This is a genomic window from Dysgonomonas sp., assembly GCF_035323175.1.
Classification (GTDB): domain Bacteria; phylum Bacteroidota; class Bacteroidia; order Bacteroidales; family Dysgonomonadaceae; genus Dysgonomonas.
The window spans coordinates 1-25,533 of record NZ_DAOKYH010000006.1; the positions used below are offsets into that span (position 1 = coordinate 1).

The following is a 25,533-nucleotide window of genomic DNA, read 5'->3' on the forward strand; positions in this document are numbered from 1 at the left end:
GTAACTGTTATTTGAAAATAAAGGAACTGAAAGAACAGAGAAGTGATATTTGCTTGGTTTTCTTTCAGTGAAGGTGTAATTTTTTAGGGCTGAGTTGAAAAAATTCTGCCCTATTTGTTTGTCTCTTCAATATCACCAACTTTACACCGCTGATTATCAATGTTTATATCATAAAATCACACTAAGTAAAAGAGACTTTCAGGTGCAATTTTTCACCCTGAAGTCATCATATACTATTGCATTTCATTAATTAAAATCAGAATTATATGGAATGTAAGGATCTTACTTTTGATAAGTTACCCGAAGCGGTTGCTTATCTTATCGAAGCGGTTGCAGAGATTAAATCGCTTGTAAAAAATAAAACAGAACTACCCGAAAAACGGATTCCGATCGGAATTGATGATGCTTGTCGAATTATTCAAAAAGCAAAGCCCACAATTTACGCTTTAGTAAGAAAAGGATTATTGCCGAGCTATAAACGAGGGAAAAAGCTATTCTTCTTTGAAGAGGAGCTTTTGGAGTGGATAGCCAAAGGAAAAAAGAAAACCATTTTGGATATCAGAGCCGAAATGGAAGCCGACCTATATTCTAAGTCGAGAAGGCGATGAATCTATTTGATTTGCAGAAAAACTTTTGGCGACTTGATGAACAAGAAAGCTTTAGCGGAAATGAAACACGTTTATATTTCTTTCTTCTATACTTGGCTAATCGTTCATACTGGTCTGGATGGATCGAATATGCAGATAAAAAAAATGGTTGCAAATGCAAATATTTCTCTCCAAGTTTTAAAATCAGCTAGGGAGAAATTGAAAAATGCTCAGCTAATTAGCTTTGTCACCAGAGGTGGATTTAGGGTTAAAACTAAGTATCAGATTCTAGAACCTAACTCTACACCTAAACTCTCATCCTATAATATAAATACTAAAGAGAAAAATAATAATACCAATACTTATGGAAAAAAGAAAGGCTTTATCCATTCGGGAAGTGACTTCGACTAATGTTACATTGTATGACATCCTAAAGAATGATATTCAGGATATAGTAACCCGTGAAAAAGAAAAGATAGAACAGCAGAGGTTACCTCTTAATCTGGACTATTCTGAATTCTGTGACCTGTTTATTTTGTTTGGTTCTTACAATTTTAAAAGACAGAATCAGCAACATGATTTTGTTATAGATGCAAATAATGAGTTTATAATAAAACAACTATACCTGTATATAAAAAATGACTCTTCTTTTGATGGGGATCTGAATAAAGGAATCATGCTTCAAGGGAAATATGGCTGCGGAAAAACTGCTATTCTTGAAACTTATACTTTGCTTCATAATCACATGATACTTCGTTTTGCAATACCTATCCCTCTATTCACATTCATCAAATCGGTGAATTTGCAAGAGCAGCTCATGAAGCAATCGATCCAATCATTTACATACAAACCTTTAGTAATTGATGAGTTTGGCAGGGAGTCGAAAACGATACAAGACTATGGAAATATTCTAAGACCTATTTCCGAGTTATTAAGTGTCAGGTTAGATATCGGAGCAATAACTCATGGTACTACAAACTTCACATTAGAGACTTTAGCTTCTAATGATTTCTATGGGGGAATGATTGGTGACAGGCTGAAAATGATGTTCAATTTTATCACTCTTAAGGGTGATAGTAGACGTAAATAATTGCTCAATGAATCAGCGGATGCAATATCCCCACCATTCGCCAAATTAAGCGGAGCAAGTTTATGTTTTGGTATGCCCAAAACAACTTGCTTTCCGCTTCCGATGGTCGCAGAAAGGGATCATCCCGTTGGTCTGATGTATAACATTTAAGAATTAAAAAGATGATAGAATATCGTAAAAAAGGAGGTCGTCCGAAAAAAGATTTTGGACAGAAAAAGACCTATCGAATCAACATAAAATTGATAACAGAAGAGTATTATTCTTTAATCGCAAAAGTGAAAAATACAAAGACGACAATTAGTGACTTTGTTAGAGATTGCCTGAAAAAAGGATATGTAAAAGAACGGATCACGGTTGAGCAACTAGACTATATCCGAAAACTTTGTGGAATGGCAAATAATCTGAATCAGATTGCCCGACAAGCAAATACACAAGAATATCGTAATATCGCTATTGAGTTTCAATCTATGGCTGAAAGAATAGATAATGTAATAAAGCGACTTGAACAATGATAGCAAAGATTATAAAAGGAAAAGGTTTTAAAGGCTGTGTCAATTATATTTTGGATAGCAAGAAAAGAACAACACTTCTGGAAGCAAAGGATGTTAGACTAAAAAGCAAAGCTTCTATCATTCAGAGTTTTGTTTCACAGGCAAAGTTGAACCCAAATCTAAGTAGATCAGTGGGTCATATCTCATTAAATTTTTCGGCACAGGACAAGGATAAAATTACTAATGAAATGATGGTGACAGTGGCTCGTGACTATATGCAGAAAATGGGTATTAAAGATACCCAATACATCATTGCGAGACATTTTGACAAAGAGCATCCACATATCCATCTATGCTTTAATCGGATTGATAATAAAGGAAAAACAATATCTGATAAAAACGACAGATATAGAAGTGAAAAGATCTGTAAGGAGCTGACAGCCAAATATGGTCTGTACATATCTTCTGGCAAAGAGAAAGTAAAGACTAATCGACTAAAAGACCCTGATAGAACTAAGTATGAGATATATAATCTACTTACTCAACTTGTTCCAAAATGTAAAAGTTGGAAACAGCTATTATATAATCTAAACAGATATGGTGTTGATTCGCAATTCAAATATAAAGGACAGACAGATGAGATACAGGGTATCACTTTTACTAAGAATGGATATTCATTTACAGGCTCTAAGGTTGATCGAATGTTTAGCTATTCCAAAATAGACTATCAGCTAAAACAAAATGGATTTTCACTGAATCAAACCCAAAACAAGAGCCAGCAGCAAAGTCAGACGAAAGATATTGTTGAATCGACTTTGGATGCTTTATCCGGAATTGGCAGTATGCAAGTTCACGGAGATGATTATGAAGAAGAAGTATTCAAAAATAGGATGGAATATGAAGAAGAGAAACGTAAGAAGAAACGACAATTCAGACCTAAATTTTAAACCTATAAATTAAAACATTATGAGCGATTTATCCACTATAAGTGTCATGTTTGAAGAATTAAAACAGATACTAAAACGAGTAGAATCTAATTCTACAAAACCAGAGAGTTCTCTAACACAAGATATAATCAGCACATCCGATTTGGCAAATATTACAAATCAAGTCAGCCAATCAGAAGAACTGATTCTGCAAAAATTAGAGCAGCTTGAGCAGGCTCAAACAGCTCCAAAGAAAGTGCATCATCGTATTTCTATAGATATTACCTCTTCGCGGGTATTTATCACAATTATGGTAATTGGGCTTATGCTACTTGCCTCCTTATTCTTTCATTATAGGCAAAGGGAGGTTATCAATAATCTATCAGATAATGACTTGAAATATCGTTATATCAAAGCCTTTAATAAAGCTGATTCCGTCAGTGTTTACATGCTTGAAGACGTATTTGAATACAATCGAGATTCGAAGGTTATTAAAGAGATCCGTCAATCTGTCGAAAAATATGAGCAAGAAGTCATAGATAGAGCTAGACGTATGGAGCAGGCTGAGTTGAAAGAGCAAGAAGCTAAGAGGCTTCAAAAGGAAGCCAGTAAACTAAAATCGGAGTAATTCCTTTCTCCATCAGCTATACAAAGATATATACCAAGAATAAATCAGCAAGACCATAGCCTGACGGTTTTCCTGAAAATCTTCCTTTTTTCAAAAGAGTATTTTCAGGAAAAGTCTTGCATTTTTTATTCTTGTTGTATGGGAGGTGTATAACAGTTTTAGAAAGGGGAAGTATTTAAGTTCCCTGCTATCATTTCGGCTTGTTTGAGCACAGTTTCAGTCGCCAGCATCTGCATATCAGGTGGATAACCGTATTTTCTTAGTAATCGTTTTACTGCCACCTTCAATTTGGCTTTTACACTTTCTTTTATTGCCCAATCAATTGTTGCATTTTGTTTTACCGTTTCGGATAATACAACAGCCAATTCTCTCAACTTTTCTTTCTGCATCAGTTCTAATGCACTATCATTGTTGGCGACAGCCGTGTAAAATGCATACTCAAAGTCAGTTAAACCCATCGCACTAGCTTCGCTATTGCTCTGTACTATATCTTTACTTAGATTGATCAATTCTTCAATAACTTCTGCTGCTGTGAGGATCTTATTGTGATATTTTTTAATCGAATTTTCGAGCATCTCCATCAAAGATTTACCCTTTATCAGGTTCTTTTTAGCAATACCCTTTATCTCATCATTCAAAAGCTTTTTTAATACTTCTAGAGCAACGTTCTTGTGCTCCATCCCTTTTAGTTCCAATAAAAACTCTTCCGAAAGGATGGAAATATCCGGCTTTTTCAATCCAGCTGCATCAAACACATCAATCACCTGCTCACTTACAAGTGCTTTGTCGATCACTTGCCTGATGGTAGTTTCTATTTCTTCATCTGTTTTTCCACTACCTGTGATGTCAAACTTAGCAAGACGAGCTTTTACTGCTTGAAAGAAAGACACTTCGTCTTTCACATCCATTGCCTGTTCGTGCGGAATAGCTATGGCAAATACTTTTGACAAGGCTGTCACTTCATTGATAAAACGTTTTTTACCATCACCTAAACCCAGTATATGCTCTTCGGCCGAAAGAATAGTTGAAAGTTTTACGGAAGTATCGGCATCGAAATAATTTTCGTATTCGAAACCATGAAACATATCCGAAACTATTTCTATTTTTTCGAGCAACATAGCAACCGCCTGTTCTTGTGCTATGGTAGGATCACCTTTTCCTCCGGCATCGGAATAGAAAGAGAGCGCTTTTTTGAGATCGGATGCTATACCCAAATAATCGACAACCAACCCTCCTGGCTTGTCTTTATACACACGGTTTACGCGTGCAATAGCCTGCATCAGGTTGTGCCCTTTCATAGGTTTGTCTATGTACAGTGTATGCATACATGGAGCATCAAATCCGGTGAGCCACATATCGCGAACAATAACCAGTTTGAGTTCATCGTCCGGATTTTTCATCCGTTCGCTCAAGGCTCGCCTTTGTTCTTTAGTGGTGTGATGTTTCGATATTTCGGGACCATCAGACGAAGCCGAAGTCATTACTACTTTTATTGCACCTTTACTTTGTTCGTCCGAATGCCAATCGGGACGAAGAGCAACAATGGCTTTGTACAGCTCGGCAGCTATGCGGCGACTCATACACACAATCATCGCTTTGCCATCGAAGACCTCCTGACGCTGTTCAAAATGCAGAACAATATCCTGCGCTACATTTCGAATGCGATTTTCACTACCTACCAATGCCTCGAGTTGAGTCCATTTGGCTTTGGCTTTTTGTGTTTCGGTCAGTTCGTCCTGATCCAATTCATCGTCCAGCTCTTTTACCAGAAGTTTTCCTTTTTCATCCAGATTTACTTTAGCCAAGCGGCTTTCGTAAAATATGCGCACAGTTGCTCCGTCTTCAACAGCCTGAGCAATATCGTAAATGTCCACATAGTTTCCAAAGACTGCCGGAGTGTTTACATCGGTGCTTTCTATCGGAGTGCCTGTAAATCCCAAATAAGTGGCATTGGGCAAGGCATCACGCATATATTTGGCAAAGCCATATACTATTTTCTTACCTATCACTTGGCCCGACTCGTCTTTGTCGTCCACAGTTTTGGCTGCAAAACCATATTGGGTACGGTGTGCCTCATCGGCAATCACCACGATGTTTTCTCGGTCGGACAGTTGCTCATAAACATTTCCTTCTTCGGGTTGAAATTTCTGTATGGTCGTAAACACCACTCCTCCTGAAACCACTTTCAGTAATTCTTTGAGGTGGGTGCGGTCGGTAGCTTGCACAGGTTCTTGGCGAAGTAATTGTTTGGAAGCGGCAAAGGTATCGAATAGCTGATCGTCCAAATCGTTGCGGTCGGTGATTACAACCACCGTGGGATTTTCCATTGCCAGCACTATTTTTCCGGTATAAAACACCATCGACAACGATTTACCACTACCCTGTGTATGCCACACCACACCGCCTTTACGATCGCCGATGGGCTGGTGTTTAATATCGGGCAAGCCATAAATTTCTGGTGCTTCGCTTACTATATTGCTTTGTGCTTGAAGATGGTTGGATGCACGCAAGGTTGATTCTACTGCACGGTTTACGGCATAATATTGATGATAGGCGGCAAGTTTTTTTACGGTTTGTATGTTAATGACCTTTGTTTGAGGATCTTCTTTTTTGTTTTGCTCGAATACGATGAAGTGGCGTACAAGGTCGATAAGCGTATCATGATTGAGCATCCCTTTTATAAGCACTTCCATTTGACCTACCAAGTGCGATGCTTCGGCAAGACCATCGACAGATTTCCATGCCATAAAACGGCTAAAACCTGCCGATATGGTTCCAGCACGAGCCTCCAAGCCGTCAGACACCACCACGAAGGCATTGTAGGTAAACAATGATGGGATAGCTTGTTTGTAGGTTTCTATCTGATTATATGCCATGCGGACAGTAGCATTTTTATCTGTTGGGTTTTTCAGTTCTATGACCACCAAAGGTATTCCATTGACAAAAAGTATGAGGTCGGGGCGTTTGCTTACGCCGTTTTCTATCATCGTAAACTGATTGGCTACTACAAAATTGTTGTTGTGCGGACGCTCAAAATCGATGAGCCACACACGGTCACCACGCTCTTCGTTGCCCACACGCTTCAGTACGGGGATGCCTTCGGTGAGCAGACGGTGAAAGGCTTCGTTGTTCGCTAACAACTCGGGCGAAGCTATGCGCTCTACTTGCCGTACGGCATCGGCTATAACGTCTGCCGACAGGTGCTTGTTGATATGCTTGGCAGCTGCCATCAGCCTGCCGGTGAGCAAAGTTTGTTCGTAACTACTGCGTTCGGGCGTATCGCCATCGGGGGCTATGTTAGGTGCATAGATGTATTCGTAGCCTAGATGCTCGAGTAGCTCTATGGCAAAGTTTTCAATGCTTTGTTCAGTGATGCATGCCATATTTCATCCTCCTGTATTTCTTGTGCTATATAATCTGTATAGCTTTTATATTCATTGATATAAGCATCTTTGTCTACATTGTATAATATTTCGCTAGCAGAGAAAGAGTAATCATTCATTTCAAATTCACCATAAATATCGTCCCAATAGTCATTAAATGTATCATTTTCGTAATAATCTACATCTTCTTGTTTTCCAAATTGAGGTATTTCAAGCTTATTTTCAAATATTCTAATTAAAAAACAACTAAGAATTTCAATACTATCAAGAAGAAACTCTTTTGTCAATGAATTAACGCGATTATTCCGGTCTTGAATTTCATCTAAAGTTTTTCCATGAGATGTTGTCCCTATTTCGTTTCTCAAGTTCCCAAGATGTTGTCCTATGGTTCCTAACGAAGCTGAAACATTCATTTCGAAATCTTTATCGGTAAATCCTAAGGCTTTAGTCGCATTTTTCAAAACCCCATTCATTGTGGATTTATCTTCAAGATTTATCCCATTTAGTTTGCAAATTTCTTTTCCAATACTTTCGAGCATGGCTTTTGAATTTTCAAAAGCTAAACTAAAATCTGAATCAACAAAAGTTTCAATACGGTTTATGTATTCCGATAAAATATTCCATCGTCCATGTTGCTCTATAACTTTCCGTAGTTTTTCCATGCTTCACTCTTTTATATTTTTACTCCTACCTCGCCACTCATTAGCTTAGGTAGCAAGGTGTCACGTAATTTTGTGAGAGTTTGGATTTGCTTATTATTTTGAATTATTTTAGTAATTATTGGAGAAATAATATTATTCATCTCTTCAATTTCATTTGGTGTAGGTACTAAAACAATTGCTTCATCTAAATCTTTTCTTTTTATATGCCCCATTGTAGTAGCATGACTTTCAGCTATTGAAATGAATTCTACAAGATGATGTTTACACCATAGATAGTAGAACCATTTTGGAAAATCATGTGACGAAACCTTAAATAAATGCTGGTTTAAGATACATTTATCTCCTGTCCAAATTTTTACCATTAATGAGGCTGACCATGCAAAAATGACATCACCATTTTCTACAATATATTCATCTTTCACATCTGTTGTTGCCCAATCTGAATTTTCGCTGAATCCTGCACTCAACTCTTTTATTTTTAGAACAGGTAATTTTTCAAGATCATTTTTAGGTGGATATTTTTGGCAAGCAAGCCCATTTAAAAATTTAGCAATAGAACTTAATGGCTTTTCCTCCCAATCTTTTTTTGCTTTTAGGATAAACCATTCACGAAAAAGTGTTTCGGCAATTGATTCAAGAGTTGCATTTTGACGCTGGAGCAAATCCACTTTGTCGTCCAAGCTACTCAATACTTTGGCAATGTCTTCTTGTACATTAATGGGAGGTAATAAGATAGGTAATTCTCTTTGAGCTGTTATACCAACATACGATCTAGTAGAACCACTATTTCCATGATTCTCTAAAACGCCCTGAAAAATAGAAGAACTGAAATAATACTTTAAATAAATATTATTAAGTTTATTATAGTCCTTTACCCTATAATATGTAACTTGAGGAGTTAACATAATATAGGGAGTTTTTAAACATCCAACTATTGCAGTTCTACCTAAAGTAGCTTTGTGTGTTAATAGGACATCATTTGTTATTGAAAATCCTTTTTGTAAAGTATTTGCTTGCTCCTCCGAAATAAAACTGCAATTTTCCACATCTACCTTACCTCCTTTTATATCAGAAGCCATAATAAATGGGATTCCTTTCTTAACAAAGTCAGAACCTTTAGGGTGAATATTACCATGGTTTCCGTCAAGGGGTTTTTCAATAATATCTTCCTCTACAAGATCATTAACTGTTTTATTTTCCCAATCAATAGGAACCATTCCTAAATCTGTCTCTTTCCACTCACTCATTTCATTTCTATTTTAGCCAGATTTTCCAAAATACGTTTGTTTAGTTCGGCTTCTTGTTTTAGCTGTCCATCTAGTTCAGCTTGTAATGAGGCAAAACGTTCAGCAAAGTCAAAGTCGTCTTCCTCGTCAGGTAAGCCTACATAGCGTCCGGGGGTGAGCACATAGTCGAGTTCTGCAACACGAGTAATAGGCACCGAGGCACAAAAGCCTGCAACATCCTCATAGTTACCATCGGTATTTCGCCAATTATGGTAGGTAGAGGCTATTTTTGCTATATCATTATCATCGGGGTTCACTGTACCGTTTGATAATTCGCGTGTGCGGCGATTGATGAGGTGTCCCAAGTTGCGAGCATCTATAAAGAGTATTTCATTTGTCCGATTACGGAATTTTCCGTTGCTGCGGTTACGACTCATAAACCACAGGGCAGCGGGTATCTGTGTGTTAAGAAACAGTTTAGCAGGCAGGTTTACGATACAGTCTATCAAGCCCTTTTCTACCAAAGCCTTGCGAATTTCGCCTTCACCTCCTGTTTTAGAAGTAAGTGCACCTTTTGCCAACACCACTCCGGCTTGTCCGCTAGGTGATAGATGATAGATGAAGTGTTGCAACCATCCAAAGTTGGCATTGCTCACAGGAGGTGTTCCGTATTGCCAGCGTCCATCGTTTCGTAATAAGTCGCCTCCCCAGTCGCTCACATTGAAAGGTGGATTGGCTATGATATAATCGGCTTTGATGTCTTTGTGTGCATCGTTAAGAAACGATCCTTCGTTGTTCCACTTTACTTGTGAACTGTCTATTCCACGAATGGCAAGGTTCATCTTGCACAACCGCCAAGTGGTTTGATTGCTTTCTTGCCCATAAATCGAAATATCATTGATACGACCTTGGTGGTCGGCAACGAATTTTTCGGATTGTACAAACATTCCACCCGATCCACAGCAAGGATCAAACACACGACCTTGGTAAGGTTCGAGCATTTCGACTAACAATTCAACAACACTGCGCGGCGTGTAGAACTGACCTCCCTTTTTGCCCTCGGCAAGAGCAAATTCTCCCAAAAAATATTCAAACACATGTCCTAATACATCGGCACTTCGTGCTTTGGCATCACCCAACGCAATATTTCCTACAAGGTCGATAAGTTCACCCAAACTGGTGGGGTCAAGATTTTGTCGGGCATATACTTTGGGTAACACTCCTTTGAGCGAGGGGTTTTCTTTTTCTATGGCATCCATGGCATCATCTATCAACTTACCAATAGTGGGTAGTTTGGCTTGCGACAACAGTAACTTCCAACGTGCCTCTTGGGGTACAAAAAACACATTTTCAGCTTTATATTCATCTTTGTCTTCAGGGTCGGCACCTTGGGCTTCTTCTGCCTTCAGTTTGCCATAAAGCTCCTCAAAAGCATCTGAAATGTATTTCAAGAATATCAGACCCAATACAACGTGTTTGTACTCGGCTGCGTCTATGTTTTTACGTAGTTTATCAGCTGTTTTCCACAACTGTTTTTCAAGAGGTTCTTCCGTCACTATTTTTTGTTTTGCCATAATTATTTTTAATTTTTATTTGAGGTTAGAATAATATGTGAATTAACTATATACAGTCATTCTCCTATACCCAATTTTCTCCAAAGCACCATTCTCTGCGACTAGTTTCAAATTGCTAATTACTGTCACACTAGATATATCTTAAAATAATACATATAATCTTTTCTTGATAACCCTCCTTTTCATAATATATCAATTATCTAGAACCTCCCAATATCCACCCCTTGCTGAGCCATGACGGACAATAATACCTTCTGTTGTCATTTTTTGAAGGTGATATTTAACACCATCAGAAGTTATACCTAATATGGCTGAAATTTCGTTGCGTGTTATTTTGGGATTGTTGTGTATTTGTTCTATGATTCTATCTTTTGTTGAATGTGGTGTTCTGTTTTCAAGAGCCAAAGTTTCATCAATTACACCTAAGATAAACTCTATAAATGGCGTACAGCCATCTTCTCCACCACTAACTGCAATAGCTTTATAATATTCCTTGCGATATTTATAAACAATATTCTCAATAGGCAGATTTTTGAATACAGGTCGCCAATTGGCGAGGATAAGCGTTTGCCACAATCTGCCTGTTCGTCCGTTACCATCTGAGAAAGGATGTATAAATTCAAATTCATAATGAAATATGCTACTCTTTATCAAAGGGTGTTCTTCTGTATTATTCAACCACTCAAAAAGTTCTTTCATTAACTGTGGTACTCGTTCAGCAGGAGGTGCATAGTGAATAATCTCTTCTCCCGAAGCCACACCAACACCCTTACTTCGGAAATGCCCTGCATCATCAATCAATCCTGTTTCCATTGTAAGATGTGCCTTAAGCAGATCTTCCATGCTGTTCGGATTTAACGTTTCAAGTAATTCATAAGTTTTAATAGCATTGCGAATCTCTTGCACCTCATTAATAGAAGCTATGACAGGTTTACCATCAAGAATAGCCGTAATTTGATCTATAGTCAAGGTGTTACCCTCGATAGCCAAAGACCCTTGAATCGTTTTTATTCGGTTAATTCGATGTAGCCTTAATTCCTCCTGAGCATAAAAACTACCCACCGCTTCGCTTATCTTAGAAACGAGGTCTATAATCTTTGGTGTAATCTTATATGGTGGCTTATATGACATTTAACAAAGGTAAAAAACAATTTCATTTTAGGGTAGTTAACAGGGTAGTTTTTATTGAGTAGTACTACCCAATAAATATTTAGATGAAATATTGGATAATATTTACATTACTTCCCATATAATGTTTCGTCTAATAAATAAAAATTTGGCACATTGGTAAAAATACCTAACTTTCTGATACAGAATAGAACGCAAACAGAACTTATAAATCGATTTGTACCGTTAAATATTTAAAGTATTGATATGATATAATTTATATTTGTTGTATCGGAAAGTAACTTAGCAAAATAATATCAAAGTAAAATCAAACAAATATATTGTACACTCGAACATTAAAAAAGCTTTATGTTGATGTTCGTTTTAGCAATCATACCAAAAATAAAGGAGAAAGCTCGTGCAGCCAGTTTAAAATCAGAACTATAGTAGGTCGATTGGTAAGAGAATTAGAAAGAAAACTATCCAATAAGGACAATTACAGCGATTCATTGGATTTATTCTCACGAATTTTACATCAAAAATGACGCGATAAAAATAAAATTTATAGTTTGTATGAGCCACAGGTCGAAAGCTTTATCTTTTAGAAATGAATACGATGATTATTCTCTACCAGGTATTTGCCATTTATCCACACCTGCATCACCAACAAGCTATAGCGGCCTGCAATAATATACAAAGATATCGTTTTAAGTCTAAAAAAAAGCGGCGAGATTTTATTCTCGCCGCTTTTACGATATAGAAAAGAGTCTTTATTTTATATTTATAATCGCTTCCGCCGGTTTTAGCCAAGGAGATGTGAATCTTACTTTTACTTCACCTTGTTTGCCTGTAGGCTGTATATAAGCCAGTATGCGACCATGATAAGTGCGATGCCTGTTATCTGTATAGTCAGACATGTCTTCATTGTTGCTCGCTTCCAATCCTAGTAATTTAGCCGGGCCTTGTATTTGGCAAGTTATTTCATTGTCGGACAGCATAACAGGAGTACCATTCTCGTCCACTACTTGTATTACAATCTGTGCCAAGCCATCTTTACTGATTTCTTTATCTGCTGCTTGTATGTCCAATGCATATGGTTGTCTTGAAGACTGTATTGCATAGCGAGCTGTTTCATACCCGTTTTTATCCATTCCTATTACTTCAAGCTTTCCATCATGATAAGGAATATCCCAAAAGATAATCCCTGTATTGTCATCATAATCTTTTACTTGTCCTACTTCCTTTCCGTCTAGCAGCAATCGGGCTTTTTGTGTGTTTGTATAACATACTACCCGTATGGACTGCCCTTCTTGGTAATTCCAGATAGACCATGCGTCCATAGATGGTATTTTTTCTTCATAGTTACTACCTTCATTTTCTGCGTCCAGTTGTGACCAAACATCCTTTACTTGACTTTTGCTACCTCTGCCAGGAGTAGGATAGGTTCCCAAATAAGCCATCGGCTTGTCAGACCAGAGCGATTGACGGAAATAGCCTCTCGGCTTGATGAAGCCTCCGAAGTCTAATAGTCCTGAATAAAACCCTCTGGAAGGCCATCTGCCCGATTCTCCCAGATAGTCTATCCCTGTCCAGAGAAACTGCCCGAATATATGTTCATTGTCTTTTACGGCTTTCCATGCTGCAAGTTCATGGCGGTTTTCACTACCAAATATAACACGATTAGGATATTTTTTATGATCAAGGTCATATCTATTTTCGGTATAATTATATCCCGCAATATCCAATGCTCCCGGATATGCTGTTTCATTTGACATGGCAACACCGGCTAAGCCTGCTGTTGTAGGTCGTGATTCGTCGTATTTCTTAACAACGCCAACCAGACGTTTTGCTATATCTCCCAAACGCATTGCATCGGGTGCATCTTTTTTATATCCGCCAAATGTAGCCTGAGTAAAACCTGTGTTTTTTCCTCCATCCAATATAGGGTGAGAGTATGGATCGTTCGGATAGTCTACTTCATTTCCAATGCTCCATGCAAATATAGAGAGGTGATTTCTGTCTCGGCGAACCAAATCGGCAAGGTCTTTCTCTCCCCATTCTTCAAAGAAAGAATAGTTGCCCTGAAATCCCGGAGTACCTACATTCCAGCCTTCGAGCCATTTTCGTTTAGGATACTCCCACTCATCATACGCTTCGTTGAGAACTAATAATCCCAGTTCATCACATAAGCTGTATAAGTCCGGAGCTTGTGGATTATGGCTGGTGCGGATAGCATTCACTCCAATCTCTTTAAGGGTTAGTAACCTACGTTTCCATACATCATGAGGCACAGCAGAACCTAATACCCCAGCATCATGATGGATGCATACACCTTTTACTTTCATCCATTTGCCATTCAAAGCAAACCCTTTATTGGGATCGAAGGTGAATGATCTGAAACCAGTCTTGGTTATTGTTGCATCTATTTCTTTTCCGTCTTTAATTACAAATGTTTTGAGGCTATATAGATTCGGATTACTTAGATTCCATAATGCGGGATTCTTTACTTTCAGATTTGTCGTAATTTTTTCATTCTGATTTCCTGCAACTGATAATCTCTGAGTGTTTTTTGCGATTACTTTATTATCAGAGCTAACAAGTTCATTAACTATAGTCAGATTGGATTTGTCTGTTGTGTTGTTTTCTAGTTCTAGTTCAATATTTAGTATTCCTGTACTCTTATCCATTTCGGGATATGCATATACACCCCATTGAGCTATATGTATCGGATTTGCATAAATGAGCCATACATCACGGTAGATCCCTGAGCCCGTATACCATCTGGAGTCTGCCGATTGGCTATGATCTACACGAACAGCTATTGTATTATCTTTTCCATATTCGATATACGGAGTAATGTCATACATAAAAGAGATATAACCATTCGGGCGCTTTCCTAACAGATGCCCATTAATGAACACTTCACTATAGTTATATACACCTTCGAAATAAATATATGTTTTTTCGTCTTGCTTTTCTTTTGGGATATTTATTGTTTTTCTGTACCATCCTATGCCTCCGGGTAGATAACCTGTTGCACTGGCCAAAGTTGGGCTTAGTTGTTCTTTTACACTCCAGTCATGTGGAATCTCTACTGACTTCCACTTCGAGTCGTCATAAGCTTTCGCCTTCGCTTCAGGGATATCAGATAGATAGAACTTCCAAGAAGAATTAATTTTTTCGGACTGACCGAAAGAAACCTGTCCCATTATAGAAATGGAAGTTATGGATAGTATCGCAGTCAGAAATAGCGTAGTAATTTTCATGATATAATAATTTGCATTTATTTAATGACAAAAATAGACTATGTGTCAGAATATGGAGGGGCTTGTTTCATGCAAGTTTGATTAGTAAACTCGTCATTTCATCATTTAGTCATTTCTTATTCATTATTTGCTTTATATATTCTGATGGTACCATACCAAACTCTTCTTTAAAACACTGCCTGAAATACGTGATACTGTTTATTCCTACCATGTAGGATATTTCAGATATTGTATATTTACCTGTTAAAAGTAATTGTTCTGCGTTGCGTATTCTTACTTTTCTTATAAACTCATTGGCAGATATGCCGGAAAGAGCTTTAATTTTTCGGTAAAGTGTAGAATGGCTCATATTCATTTTGTCTGCAATAAAAGTCACATCCACTTTATCTGAATCCAAGTTGTCTTCGATAATCGTGGTTACTTTTTCGATAAATTCGTTATCTATTTTACTTAAAGACTCTGTTATAATGACGTTTTTATTTGTAGTATTATTGTTTATCAGTTCGGCAATTTTCTTTCTGGCTTCCAGTAAATTTACAATACGGCTTTGCAGTAGTGTGGCACTGAAAGGTTTGGTGATATAAGATTCGACACCGATGTTATAACCTTCGGTACGGTCTTGTATTGAATCTTTAGCTGTAAGAAGTACAATAGGAATATGGCTGGTTCTTACGTCTTCTTTTAAGATCTTGCTTAATTCAAAACCATCCATTTCAGGCATCATGATATCACTTATGATAATGTCAGGAATGTGTTTATAAGCTGCTTTTAGACCTTGTTTTCCATTATTAGCCGTGTATACTTTGTATTGTTCCGATAAGGAGCTGTAAATGTAGTCCCTGATATCTTCATTATCTTCTATAATGAGTATGATTTGTTTGGAATCAGAATTTTCAGTGTCTTTGGTTTCAATACCGTTTTCAATAATATCATTGTTAGTATCATTGATATGTAAGGCGTCGGGATAAGTATTGTCAGACAGTATTCTGAAACGAAATATAGAGCCTTCTCCGGGTTTGCTCTCTACTGATATGCTTCCTTGATGTATTGATACTAGATTTTGCACAAGAGCTAATCCGATACCCGTTCCTGATAGTTGTTGATCTCTTTCAGCCTGATAGTATCTGTCGAATATTTTGGATATCGATTCTGTAGGAATACCCTTTCCTGTATCGCTTACTTCTATTTCCGTATAATTTATATTGTTTTCAGTTACATCTCTTAGGGTGAGTGTTATATTTCCTTTTTGTGTGTATTTGAATGCATTGGATAATAGATTCTCTAGGATTGTAATTACTGCATCGGGGTCAAAATATAGATTAATATTTTGAGTATCTATTATAGTATTAACAGAAATGCGCTTGTTGGTGTTGAGTTCTCTGTATCTTAATCCTATTTCTTGAACTAATTGGGATATATCACTTTTGTATACACAAAGTTTCTTGTTCTGTGTCTCAGTTTTTCTGAATTCCAATATCTGATTGATGAGGTTCAATAAGCGTGTTGCGCTTCTGTATATGACCGATATTTTAGACGCATGTTTTTCATGTAGATTTGTATCTGCTTGTAAATCTTCTAATGGGCCAAGTATCAGCGTTAAGGGAGTGCGTAGCTCGTGAGTTATATTCGTAAAGAACCGAAGTCTTTCATTATTCAATTCTTGTTCCTGTATATGGTTCTTCTTTTCTAAAGTGAGAGTATTTTCCAAATCCAGCTTTCGTTTATAAAAGCGAAGTATAAGAAAAACAATGCCTAAGACAGTCAGTATATACAGGGTCTTTGCCCACCAAGTAAGCCATATCGGCGGATTTACAATAATTTTTAATGATGTTATAGAGTCTGACCATTCCTGATTTTTTACTCTCGATTTTATCTGCAACTCGTATGTTCCGGGAGGAACATTGCGGAAAGTAATTGCATTTTCATCCTGTGTGTTATACCATAAATCTTCTAAGCCCTTTAACATGTATGCATAGTCTACTAAATGATTGAGTGAATAATCAAGGACATTGAATGACACATTAAATGTGTTTTGGTTGTATTTTAATTCGATAATGGATGTTATGGGTTTATAGATCTCATTTTCAAATGTATTTGTTTGGTTTCCATAAATTCTGAATCCGGTGATAATAGTCTCAGGTAGCTCTATTGTTGTTGGGATTGATTCAGGATTGAAGTAGCATAGTCCATTTTGAGACCCGAAATAGATTGTACCTTTAGAATCTTTTGTGACAGACCCACTCATAAAGTCACCCAAAGGGATTCCATTATAATGATTGTAATTATAAACTTTATTTAGAGATGGAATAAATCTGTTTATGCCTCTATTGGTGCTAAACCATATATTTCCTTGCTTGTCTTCTGTTATAGCTCTGATGTGGCTGTTTGTAATTCCATTCTGTGTATTGAGGACAATATATTCATCAGTTTTTCCGGGGGAGGTAAAGCATACTAAGCCTTCTCCAGTGGCAACCCACATTTGCCCTCTGTTATCTTTGTATATATTGTCTACGGTGTTGGACGGGAACCCTTTATCTGTTTTGAATGTCTTTATGATTTTGAGATTCTTGTCAAAGACAGCAAGACCCTCACCGAAAAAACCAATCCATATCTGGTCTTTGTCATCTTTTGATATAGCACGAACAAGATTATCCGATAAATCGGAATTGTCGGTAGAATAGAGTTGGCCTTGTTTTGTTATAATATTATATTTGTATAAACCGTTATTGCACCCGATCCACATATTTTTCTCCTTATCCTCAAAGAAACACCTTATATCTCTGCTCTTGTCGTCTATCAGGCATTTTTGTATGTCATTTCTTTTTTGATCATAAATGTTTACTCCACCGTTGAATGTCCCAAACCATAGATTATCTTCAGAATCTTTAATTGCCGCCAATATGGCGTCATCAGTAATTTTATTTGTTTTTTTATCAAATATCTGTACCCTTTCTCCATTTGCAAAAAGATTGATGCCTCCACCATCCGTACCCACCCAGATGCGATCATATTTGTCTACACATATGCCCCATGCTGTAGGGTTATTCAATGTGTTTTTTAATCCCGGTATAGGGGAATAGATCCATGTATTAAAGTCTGTGGGGTGATGACTGATAAAGTTAATTCCACCTCCATATGTGCCAATCCACATATTGTTGAAAGAATCTTGGTATATACTGCGTATTGTCGGATTAGAAAGACCCCTGTAACCATCATTGTATGAGATATTCTCAAAGGGAATACTTTGAGGGGTAAGAAACATATTCTGTTTCAAATCCAGAACACTTATTCCTCCTTTTTCTGTCCCAACCCATAGTTTACCATCGCTTACCTGATTTATTGTATATATATAATTGGATATGAGCGATTGTTTGTTTTGAGGGTTATGTCTGAATGTCGTAAATGATTCTTTATCACTGTTGAAGAGAGCCAAACCATTGTTTGTTCCTATCCATATATTGTCATTCTTATCTACATATATTGTTTTTACTTCATCTCCTGGCAAGCTTTCTTTATTGTTGGCATCATGCCTGAAATTCTTTATTTTCTTATCCTTTAGAGACAAGATACTCAAACCGGATGACACATGCCCTATATATACAAATCCTTTATTGTCCTCCATTACAGACCATACATTGTTACTAACCATATTCGGAATGGTAGTACGATTATAATGTGTAAATGTTTCGGTTTTCTTATCAAAATAATCCACCCCTCTATGGTATGTAGAAAGCCATAAATTGCCATCTTTAGAGGAGGTAATGTCAGTTATGTCGTTCGTTATAATGCCTGTTTTACTTTCCGTTGTGTGTTTGTAGTGTTTGAATGTTTCAGTTTTGCAATCAAACATATTTAATCCTTCCCGCTGGGTTGCGATCCATATTTTATCTTCATATTTGTCAGCATATACTTTATTCAGTTCATTTCCGCTAATATTGTTTGATTCTGATGTTCCATTTTTTTTGTAAACCTTGAACTTATTACCATCAAATCTGTTTAACCCTGATTCGGTGGCAAACCATAAAAAACCTCTTTTATCTTGAGTGACGCTTACAACATAATTACTAGAAAGACCCTGTTCCAAGCCTAGCTGTTTTATGTTATACTGTTGAGCCTGAGTTGGCATAAAAGCTATTAGGGTAAAGAGAAAGAGAAGCTTTATTTTCATGGGATCTGTATTAGTATATCAAAAGTAATTATATTTTGAGAATATAGACCCTCAAACTAGCTATTGACTGATTTGAATCCTATTAATGATTGTTTTATATCCCTGCCTGTTGTTAAGCAATACATATATTTGTTCTGGTTATTTAACTCGAAGCATATCTGCCGTAAAGTATATTTTAATTATGTGTTTCTGAGTTATATATATATGATAAACTAAAATCTAATTTCATGAAAACAAGAAAGTATTTAAGCTTTTTGATGGTTCTTTTATTTTTCTTCACCGCATGTAGTGATGATTATAAGTATTCGGATGTAGACGGATTACCTCCTACTATTGTCCTTAGTACATCTAATATCAAGACTGAACCCGGGCGCGAATTTGTAATTAAAGCGAAGGTAGAAGATAAAGATGGTCTTCGGTCAATCAATCTGAAAAACACAAGTTTCAATTTGGATAAAACAATAGATCTTACCTTAGATAGTATTGTTTATTCTTTCGATTTAGACTATAAATACAAAACGATAAAAGGTCTTGAAGGAGATAGCTTTTCGGTGGAAGTAACAGTTACAGACTTAGGTGGTCGTACAGTAAATGAAACTGTATTGGTAACAATGGATGGTGATTTTACCAATCCTGTATTCACTGTCTCTCCTGATGAAGCCATTACTGTTCTTCTTAAAAACCAGACCAGACTGAATGTTAAGTTTACTGTAGAAGACGATAAAGCATTAGGTCTTGTTGTAATTAATATCCCTGAACTTAATTATTCAAAAGAAATAACAGAATTTACAAACTCAAATAAGACTCTGGTATTTAATGATCCTGTAACATTGCCTTCTACTGTTGCAACATATAATTTGATATTGCGTGCGATAGACAAATCCGGTTTGGAAACATCCAAGACTAGTGTGATAACTGTTTCTGAAATGCCTGATTTTCCTAAAATGTATCTGGCGGATGTCGCAACGGTAAACGAGCTGAACAGTGATGTGTTTGGTGTGCCTATGCGTATAGAACGTACCGGAGCTTATCAATATAAAGCCAATTACTATTGTCGGAAGGCAGGTACAGAGATATTCTTCCTTCCTCAAAAAAGTGACTTCACTCCAATCTGTTTCGGTATTGATCCCGTAGATAATACAAAATTGACAGATGACCCAGATGTTGCAAAACCAATTGTGTTGAATCAAGCCAATGTATATTACGAAATTACATTTAATGTGAAAACTGCGGTTTATGATATTAAGACTTATTCTATCGCTGAGGCAATTGACCCTATTCCTCATAAATTTGGTTCTGTGAGTCTGGATACTTGGGGAGATGGAGGTAGCTGGCTTCAGGAGTTCTATTTTGGCTATATGACTTCTAATCCAAAAGAAGTAACACGGTTTGTACAAGATGCGACCAATCCTCACCTTTTTTATTTAGATAAAGCTCTAACCTTAGAAGCGGGTGAAAATATGAATTTCGTTATTCATAATTGGCATTCTGATGGTTGGTGGAATTATTGTACTTGGCGTGTAGATGACTCTCAGGAGCCGGAAATATTTGGTTACTACGGTAATTATAAAAATCCGGCTTGGACCAAGCCTAATACAACTCTTGATAATTGGGCTAAACCGCTTGTTAAGCAAACTGGTAGCTACAAATTATACTTTGATGCTCACTTAGGTAGAGGAAAACTAGTTCGTGAGTAGAATAAATTTGAGTAATAATATAACATATATCTAACATGAAAAAATATCTAATATTCCTATTGTTAACCTTGCCTCTCTATCTTTTTGCTCAAAATAAGGTGGCTGTAACAGGAAAGGTTACATCAGTAGTTGATAATGAGCCGCTTATCGGAGTTGCAGTTGTAGAGAAAGGTTCGTCGAATGGTGTTCTGACCGATTTAGATGGTAATTATAGTTTGCCGAATGTTTCGCAAGGCGGTACTGTCGTTTTCTCAATGATAGGTTTTGTTTCGCAAGAGATAAAAGTCGGTCAGGGAGGAGTAAGGAATATATCTATGGCAGATGATACAAAGATACTGGATGATGTTGTAGTCATTGGCTATGGTGTAGTAAAGAAAAGTGACCTTACAAGTTCCATTACTACAGTAAAAGGCGATGATCTGAAAAGTATAACATCAGGAAATGCGCTATACTCGCTCCAAGGTAAGGCTAATGGAGTACAGATTACGGGAGAAGGTGGTCCGGGTAGTTCACCTCAGGTTATTATACGTGGGGTTACTACTATTAATGGTTCTAGTCCGCTCTATGTTGTAGATGGTGTACCGATTGGGACTAACATTAATTTTCTCAATCAGGATGATATAGAAAGTATAGAAGTGTTGAAAGATGCATCAGCATCAGCAATCTACGGTACAAGAGGTTCAAATGGTGTCATTATGGTGACTACTAAAAAGGGTAGTGCAGGTAAAACCAGATTTCAGGCAAATGCATCTTTTGGCTTTCAGACATTGAATAAGCCTAAAATGGCAAATGCTACAACTTACGAAAAAGTATTTAAAGAAAGATATACCAATGATGGTAGCGTTCCTGTGTGGAATACGCCTGAAGGTTCGGGAAATACAGATTGGTGGGATCAGACAATAAATGATTTTGCATATACACAAAACTATAATATCAGTTTTCAGGGAGGTGTAGACAAATTTACATATAGTGGTAGCCTTGGTTATTTTCGTCAGAACTCACAATATGATGTTGGTTACTGGGAGCGTATAACAGGACGGTTCAATACTGAATATAAATTTTCAGAAAAAGTAAAAGCCGGGATTGATTTTGCCCCTCGTTACGAAAGTTGGGATGATACTCCAAATTTGTTTGGAGCAGCAATGAAAATGGATCCGACTACACCTGTATATAGAGCTAAAGAAGATTGGACTTCAAATTCGTTAAATAACTATGCGCGTTCCTATAACAATCAGGAATGGAATCCGGTAGCTACTCTTGCCCGTCAGAACAAGCATAGCAATGAGTACGGTTTAATGATGAATCCATATGTGAGTGTAGAGCCAATAAAAGGATTGACTTTTCGTACTCAGTTCAGTGTAAATGCGCGTTTCAGAATGACAGATGAATTTACGCCAAAATTCTTTATCGACAATCTGGAACAGAATGCAGAGTCTAAAGCTGAACGTAAATCATATAACTGGGTAGACTGGAACTGGACAAATACACTTAACTACATGAAAACTATTGAAGAGAAGCATAACTTCAATTTCATGGCTGGTTATACAATGGAACGATTCGCTGAATATAATCTGGTAGGTTCTCGTGAAGGTATCCCGAGCAACATCACAGAACTGCAATATGTGAATGCCGGAACAATAAATCCGAAAGCAGAAGGAACTAATATTTACAGTTCACTGCTATCTTATCTTGGACGTGTAATGTATAATTATGATAACCGCTATTATGTGACAGGATCTGTTCGTGTAGATGGTTCATCTAAATTCCCGTCAGGAAGTAAATATGCTACATTTCCGGCGGTGTCAGTTGCTTGGAGAATTTCAGAAGAAGCATTTATGAAGAACCAGAGCGTTGTTTCTAATCTTAAGTTGAGAGCCGGATGGGGACGTGTCGGAAATCAAAGTATTGATCCCAATGCTTACCTGAATCTGATAGGAGCAGGAGATTATGTTTTCGGAGCTAACGGAGATCGTTATGTAGGAACTGCAATCAGTTCAGTTGGAAATAATAAACTGAAATGGGAAACAGTAGAGGATTATAATCTGGGGATTGATGCCAGCTTTTTAGATAGCCGTCTTGAAATCACTGCAGATCTCTTTTCTAAGAAGTCAAAAGATATGCTTATGAAAAGACAAAATCTTCTAATCTTGGGTTATCCGATGTGGAATGGTGAGATGTGGACAAACATAGGTAGTATGGAAGCTAAAGGTTGGGAGTTATCCATTAACTGGAGAGATAAGATAAGTGATTTTTCCTATGAAGCCGGAATCAATCTTTCAGGAGTAAAGAATAAGGCTAAGACCTTGGTAGATAATACACCTGTACTTAGAGGAGGCTTTTTTAATGACTATATTATCCGAAATGAAGAGGGTGGCGAAATCAGCCGTTTCTATGGCTATATTGCTGATGGAATATTCCAGAATCAGACAGAAATAAATAGCCATACAAGTAATAATGGAACACTTCTTCAGCCCAATGCACAACCGGGAGACATTCGTTTCAAAGATTTAAATAATGACGGAGTATTGGACGAAAGCGATAAAACCTATATTGGTAAAGCTTTTCCGGATGTTATGATCGGATTAAATATCCGTTTGGGTTATAAAGATTTCGATTTAGTGTCTAACTTCTATGGAACAATCGGGAATGATATATACAATAGCGCAATGGGAGGTCTGTATGCAGGAACCGATGGACAAAACGTTTTTGCAGATGCATACGACAAAGCTTGGAGAGGCGAAGGAACAAGCAATTTTTATCCACGTCTTTCTGTTAATGACAAGAACTTAAACTATCGCCGTGTTTCTTCTTTCTTTGTTGAGGATGGTTCATATTTCCGCTGCAAACTATTACAGTTGGGATATACATTACCAAGGAAGATGACAAAAGGTATCGGAGTTCGTATTTCTGCTTCGGCTCAGAATCTATTCACAATTACTAGCTACTCGGGTATGGATCCGGAAAGAGCGTCAATGGGAGCAAATGTGAATGGTACTTACAGTGTGTTGGAAGCCGGAATCGATAATCTAGGTTACCCTAATCCTCGTACATTCCTGCTAGGTGTTAACATTAACTTTTAATCAGAAATAAAATGAAAAATATATTCAAAATATTCATATTTGGAGCATTTGCGCTATTGTCGAGTAGTTGCTCCTCCTTCTTGGATGAACCTGTTTTAGGTCAGGAAAATCTCGATACATATTTTCAAAGTGAAGAGGAGTGTTTAAAGCAGCTGGCAGGATGTTACCAAGGTATATTCTGGGATGGCTGGTGGCAGATAGCAGCACCAAATGTAGGCTTTGATATGGCTACAGATGACTTATGGATGGGCAATACAACTCAGTCTCAGAGTGACTGGCTAAGAATGGCTCATTATGGAAACCCGAAGCAAGATGGGCCTTTAAGTAATTATTGGCAATATCGCTATAAGTCAATATTGAGGTGTAATATTGTTATTGAAAAAGTAGCTACAGCCCCTATTTCAAATGAGGATTTACGGAAGAGAATTATAGCAGAGGCTAAGTTTTTACGCGCATTTAATTATTTTGAGCTGGTTAAGAATTACGGCGGAGTTCCTGTTATTACCGGAATGAAGTTACCAAGTGAAATTCAGGGTATACAGAGAGAAACAGTAGAGGGTACATACGCTGTCATAGAACAAGACCTGAAAGATGCAATTACTGATTTGCCTCTTAAAAGCGAGTATTCTTCCGCTGATTTGGGGCGTGCTACACAAGGTGCAGCAATGGGATATTTAGGAAAAGCTTATCTATATCAGGGAAAATACAAAGAGGCATTTAAAATACTGGGAGACTTGATTAATACTCAGGAGTACGACTTGTGTACCAATTTTAAAGATGTATGGTCTATTGCGAATAACAATAGTATAGAATCTTTATTCGAAGTACAATACAGTTCTGATATAAGCTATAGTCTTGGAGGTCGATTGCCTGTATTTACGGGCTCTCGTGACGATTCGGGATGGTCGTGGGGATTACCTACCAGCAATCTGGAGAAGGCTTTTATTGATGCAGGTGACACAGAGCGTCTTCGCTGGACAATCGTGAAAAATGGAGACGACGTTCCTGGAGACGATACTGATGAGGGTAAGGATTATGTTATATCTCCGGATAAACACAAATCAGCTCGCATCAACAGGAAATTTTATGTACCACATGATTTGCGTCCCAGCCCTTATGATTCGGATCATAATAATTTGAATCATCGCTTACTTCGTTATGCGGATGTACTGCTTATGTATGCAGAGGCTGCGAATGAAGAAGGAAATGACAGCGAGGCTCGTAAAGCTTTGAAGAGAGTGAGAGACAGGGTAAGCCTGCCGGAAGTAACGGCATCCGGGAAAACACTGCGTGATGCGATCAGGTTGGAGAGAAGGCTTGAGTTAGCACTTGAGTTTCAACGTTTATATGATATTCGCAGATGGACAGATGACAACGGAAAGAAAGCGATATGCAATATTATGGGTGAAAATGGGACATTTGTCAGATATAATATGATTGAATCGACAGATGAATATGAAATAACAAACCAGAAAGAGAATAGTAATAAAGGTATAACATTTCAGGAAAACAGAGACTTGTTATTCCCTATACCTAACACTGAAGTTCTTCTTTCGGGTGGAAGCATCGCTCAAAATCCTAATTTTTAATTGGGATAAGAGGTATTTAGGCTCGGATAGTGTACTCAGAGGTGGGTACACTATCTATA

At 37.4% G+C, this 25,533-nt stretch carries 16 protein-coding genes; 9 read left to right on the plus strand and 7 right to left on the minus strand.

Features of this window, described 5'->3' with window-relative positions:
- The first annotated feature begins 266 nt into the window (after positions 1 to 266).
- The 6 genes from PKC55_RS08965 (at position 267) to PKC55_RS08990 (ending at position 3,722) form a co-directional block, all read left to right on the plus strand.
- Positions 267 to 608, plus strand: coding sequence for a helix-turn-helix domain-containing protein (locus tag PKC55_RS08965; protein ID WP_324372729.1), 342 nt, complete (start codon positions 267 to 269; stop codon positions 606 to 608).
- 60 nt (positions 609 to 668) lie between these two features.
- On the plus strand, positions 669 to 998 hold the full coding sequence (locus tag PKC55_RS08970; RefSeq protein ID WP_324372731.1) for a hypothetical protein: 330 nt from the start codon (positions 669 to 671) through the stop codon (positions 996 to 998).
- The gene (locus PKC55_RS08975; protein ID WP_324372733.1) at positions 952 to 1,677 is read left to right on the plus strand and encodes a hypothetical protein; all 726 of its coding nucleotides are present in this window, start codon (positions 952 to 954) and stop codon (positions 1,675 to 1,677) included. The genes PKC55_RS08970 and PKC55_RS08975 overlap by 47 nt, the downstream gene beginning before the upstream one ends.
- Before the next feature lie 161 nt (positions 1,678 to 1,838).
- Entirely contained in the window at positions 1,839 to 2,189 is a 351-nt protein-coding gene (locus tag PKC55_RS08980) for a MobC family plasmid mobilization relaxosome protein (RefSeq protein WP_324372735.1), read from the plus strand.
- Positions 2,186 to 3,115: a relaxase/mobilization nuclease domain-containing protein gene (locus PKC55_RS08985; RefSeq protein ID WP_324372737.1), complete on the plus strand. Its 930-nt coding sequence runs from the start codon at positions 2,186 to 2,188 to the stop codon at positions 3,113 to 3,115. The genes PKC55_RS08980 and PKC55_RS08985 overlap by 4 nt, the downstream gene beginning before the upstream one ends.
- Before the next feature lie 19 nt (positions 3,116 to 3,134).
- The gene (locus PKC55_RS08990) at positions 3,135 to 3,722 is read left to right on the plus strand and encodes a hypothetical protein (protein ID WP_324372739.1); all 588 of its coding nucleotides are present in this window, start codon (positions 3,135 to 3,137) and stop codon (positions 3,720 to 3,722) included.
- A gap of 158 nt (positions 3,723 to 3,880) precedes the next feature.
- Here PKC55_RS08990 and PKC55_RS08995 read toward each other — a convergent pair whose 3' ends face one another.
- The 7 genes from PKC55_RS08995 to PKC55_RS09025 form a co-directional block, all read right to left on the minus strand.
- A complete protein-coding gene (locus PKC55_RS08995; RefSeq protein WP_291129043.1) occupies positions 3,881 to 7,105 on the minus strand; it encodes a type I restriction endonuclease subunit R in 3,225 nt (1,074 codons plus the stop codon).
- The gene (locus tag PKC55_RS09000) at positions 7,063 to 7,767 is read right to left on the minus strand and encodes an abortive infection family protein (protein WP_291129046.1); all 705 of its coding nucleotides are present in this window, start codon (positions 7,765 to 7,767) and stop codon (positions 7,063 to 7,065) included. The genes PKC55_RS08995 and PKC55_RS09000 overlap by 43 nt, the downstream gene beginning before the upstream one ends.
- Before the next feature lie 11 nt (positions 7,768 to 7,778).
- Positions 7,779 to 9,014, minus strand: coding sequence for a restriction endonuclease subunit S (locus PKC55_RS09005; protein WP_291129049.1), 1,236 nt, complete (start codon positions 9,012 to 9,014; stop codon positions 7,779 to 7,781).
- Complete coding sequence (locus PKC55_RS09010) at positions 9,011 to 10,567, minus strand: type I restriction-modification system subunit M (RefSeq protein ID WP_291129051.1); 1,557 nt, start codon at positions 10,565 to 10,567, stop codon at positions 9,011 to 9,013. Before PKC55_RS09010 ends, PKC55_RS09005 begins: the two co-directional genes overlap by 4 nt.
- A gap of 192 nt (positions 10,568 to 10,759) precedes the next feature.
- A complete protein-coding gene (locus tag PKC55_RS09015) occupies positions 10,760 to 11,698 on the minus strand; it encodes a Fic family protein (RefSeq protein ID WP_291129053.1) in 939 nt (312 codons plus the stop codon).
- Positions 11,699 to 12,444: 746 nt separating this feature from the next.
- Entirely contained in the window at positions 12,445 to 14,940 is a 2,496-nt protein-coding gene (locus tag PKC55_RS09020) for a glycoside hydrolase family 2 TIM barrel-domain containing protein (RefSeq protein ID WP_324372746.1), read from the minus strand.
- A 109-nt stretch (positions 14,941 to 15,049) separates the two neighbouring features.
- The gene (locus PKC55_RS09025; protein WP_291126325.1) at positions 15,050 to 19,108 is read right to left on the minus strand and encodes a hybrid sensor histidine kinase/response regulator transcription factor; all 4,059 of its coding nucleotides are present in this window, start codon (positions 19,106 to 19,108) and stop codon (positions 15,050 to 15,052) included.
- Positions 19,109 to 19,335: 227 nt separating this feature from the next.
- Here PKC55_RS09025 and PKC55_RS09030 point away from each other — a divergent pair, with 227 nt between their 5' ends.
- The 3 genes from PKC55_RS09030 to PKC55_RS09040 are packed head-to-tail and all read left to right on the plus strand — an operon-like array spanning position 19,336 to position 25,474.
- Positions 19,336 to 20,805: a hypothetical protein gene (locus PKC55_RS09030; RefSeq protein WP_291126327.1), complete on the plus strand. Its 1,470-nt coding sequence runs from the start codon at positions 19,336 to 19,338 to the stop codon at positions 20,803 to 20,805.
- 35 nt (positions 20,806 to 20,840) lie between these two features.
- Positions 20,841 to 23,885, plus strand: coding sequence for a SusC/RagA family TonB-linked outer membrane protein (locus tag PKC55_RS09035; protein ID WP_291126329.1), 3,045 nt, complete (start codon positions 20,841 to 20,843; stop codon positions 23,883 to 23,885).
- An 11-nt stretch (positions 23,886 to 23,896) separates the two neighbouring features.
- A complete protein-coding gene (locus PKC55_RS09040) occupies positions 23,897 to 25,474 on the plus strand; it encodes a RagB/SusD family nutrient uptake outer membrane protein (protein ID WP_291030614.1) in 1,578 nt (525 codons plus the stop codon).
- Positions 25,475 to 25,533: the final 59 nt, after the last annotated feature.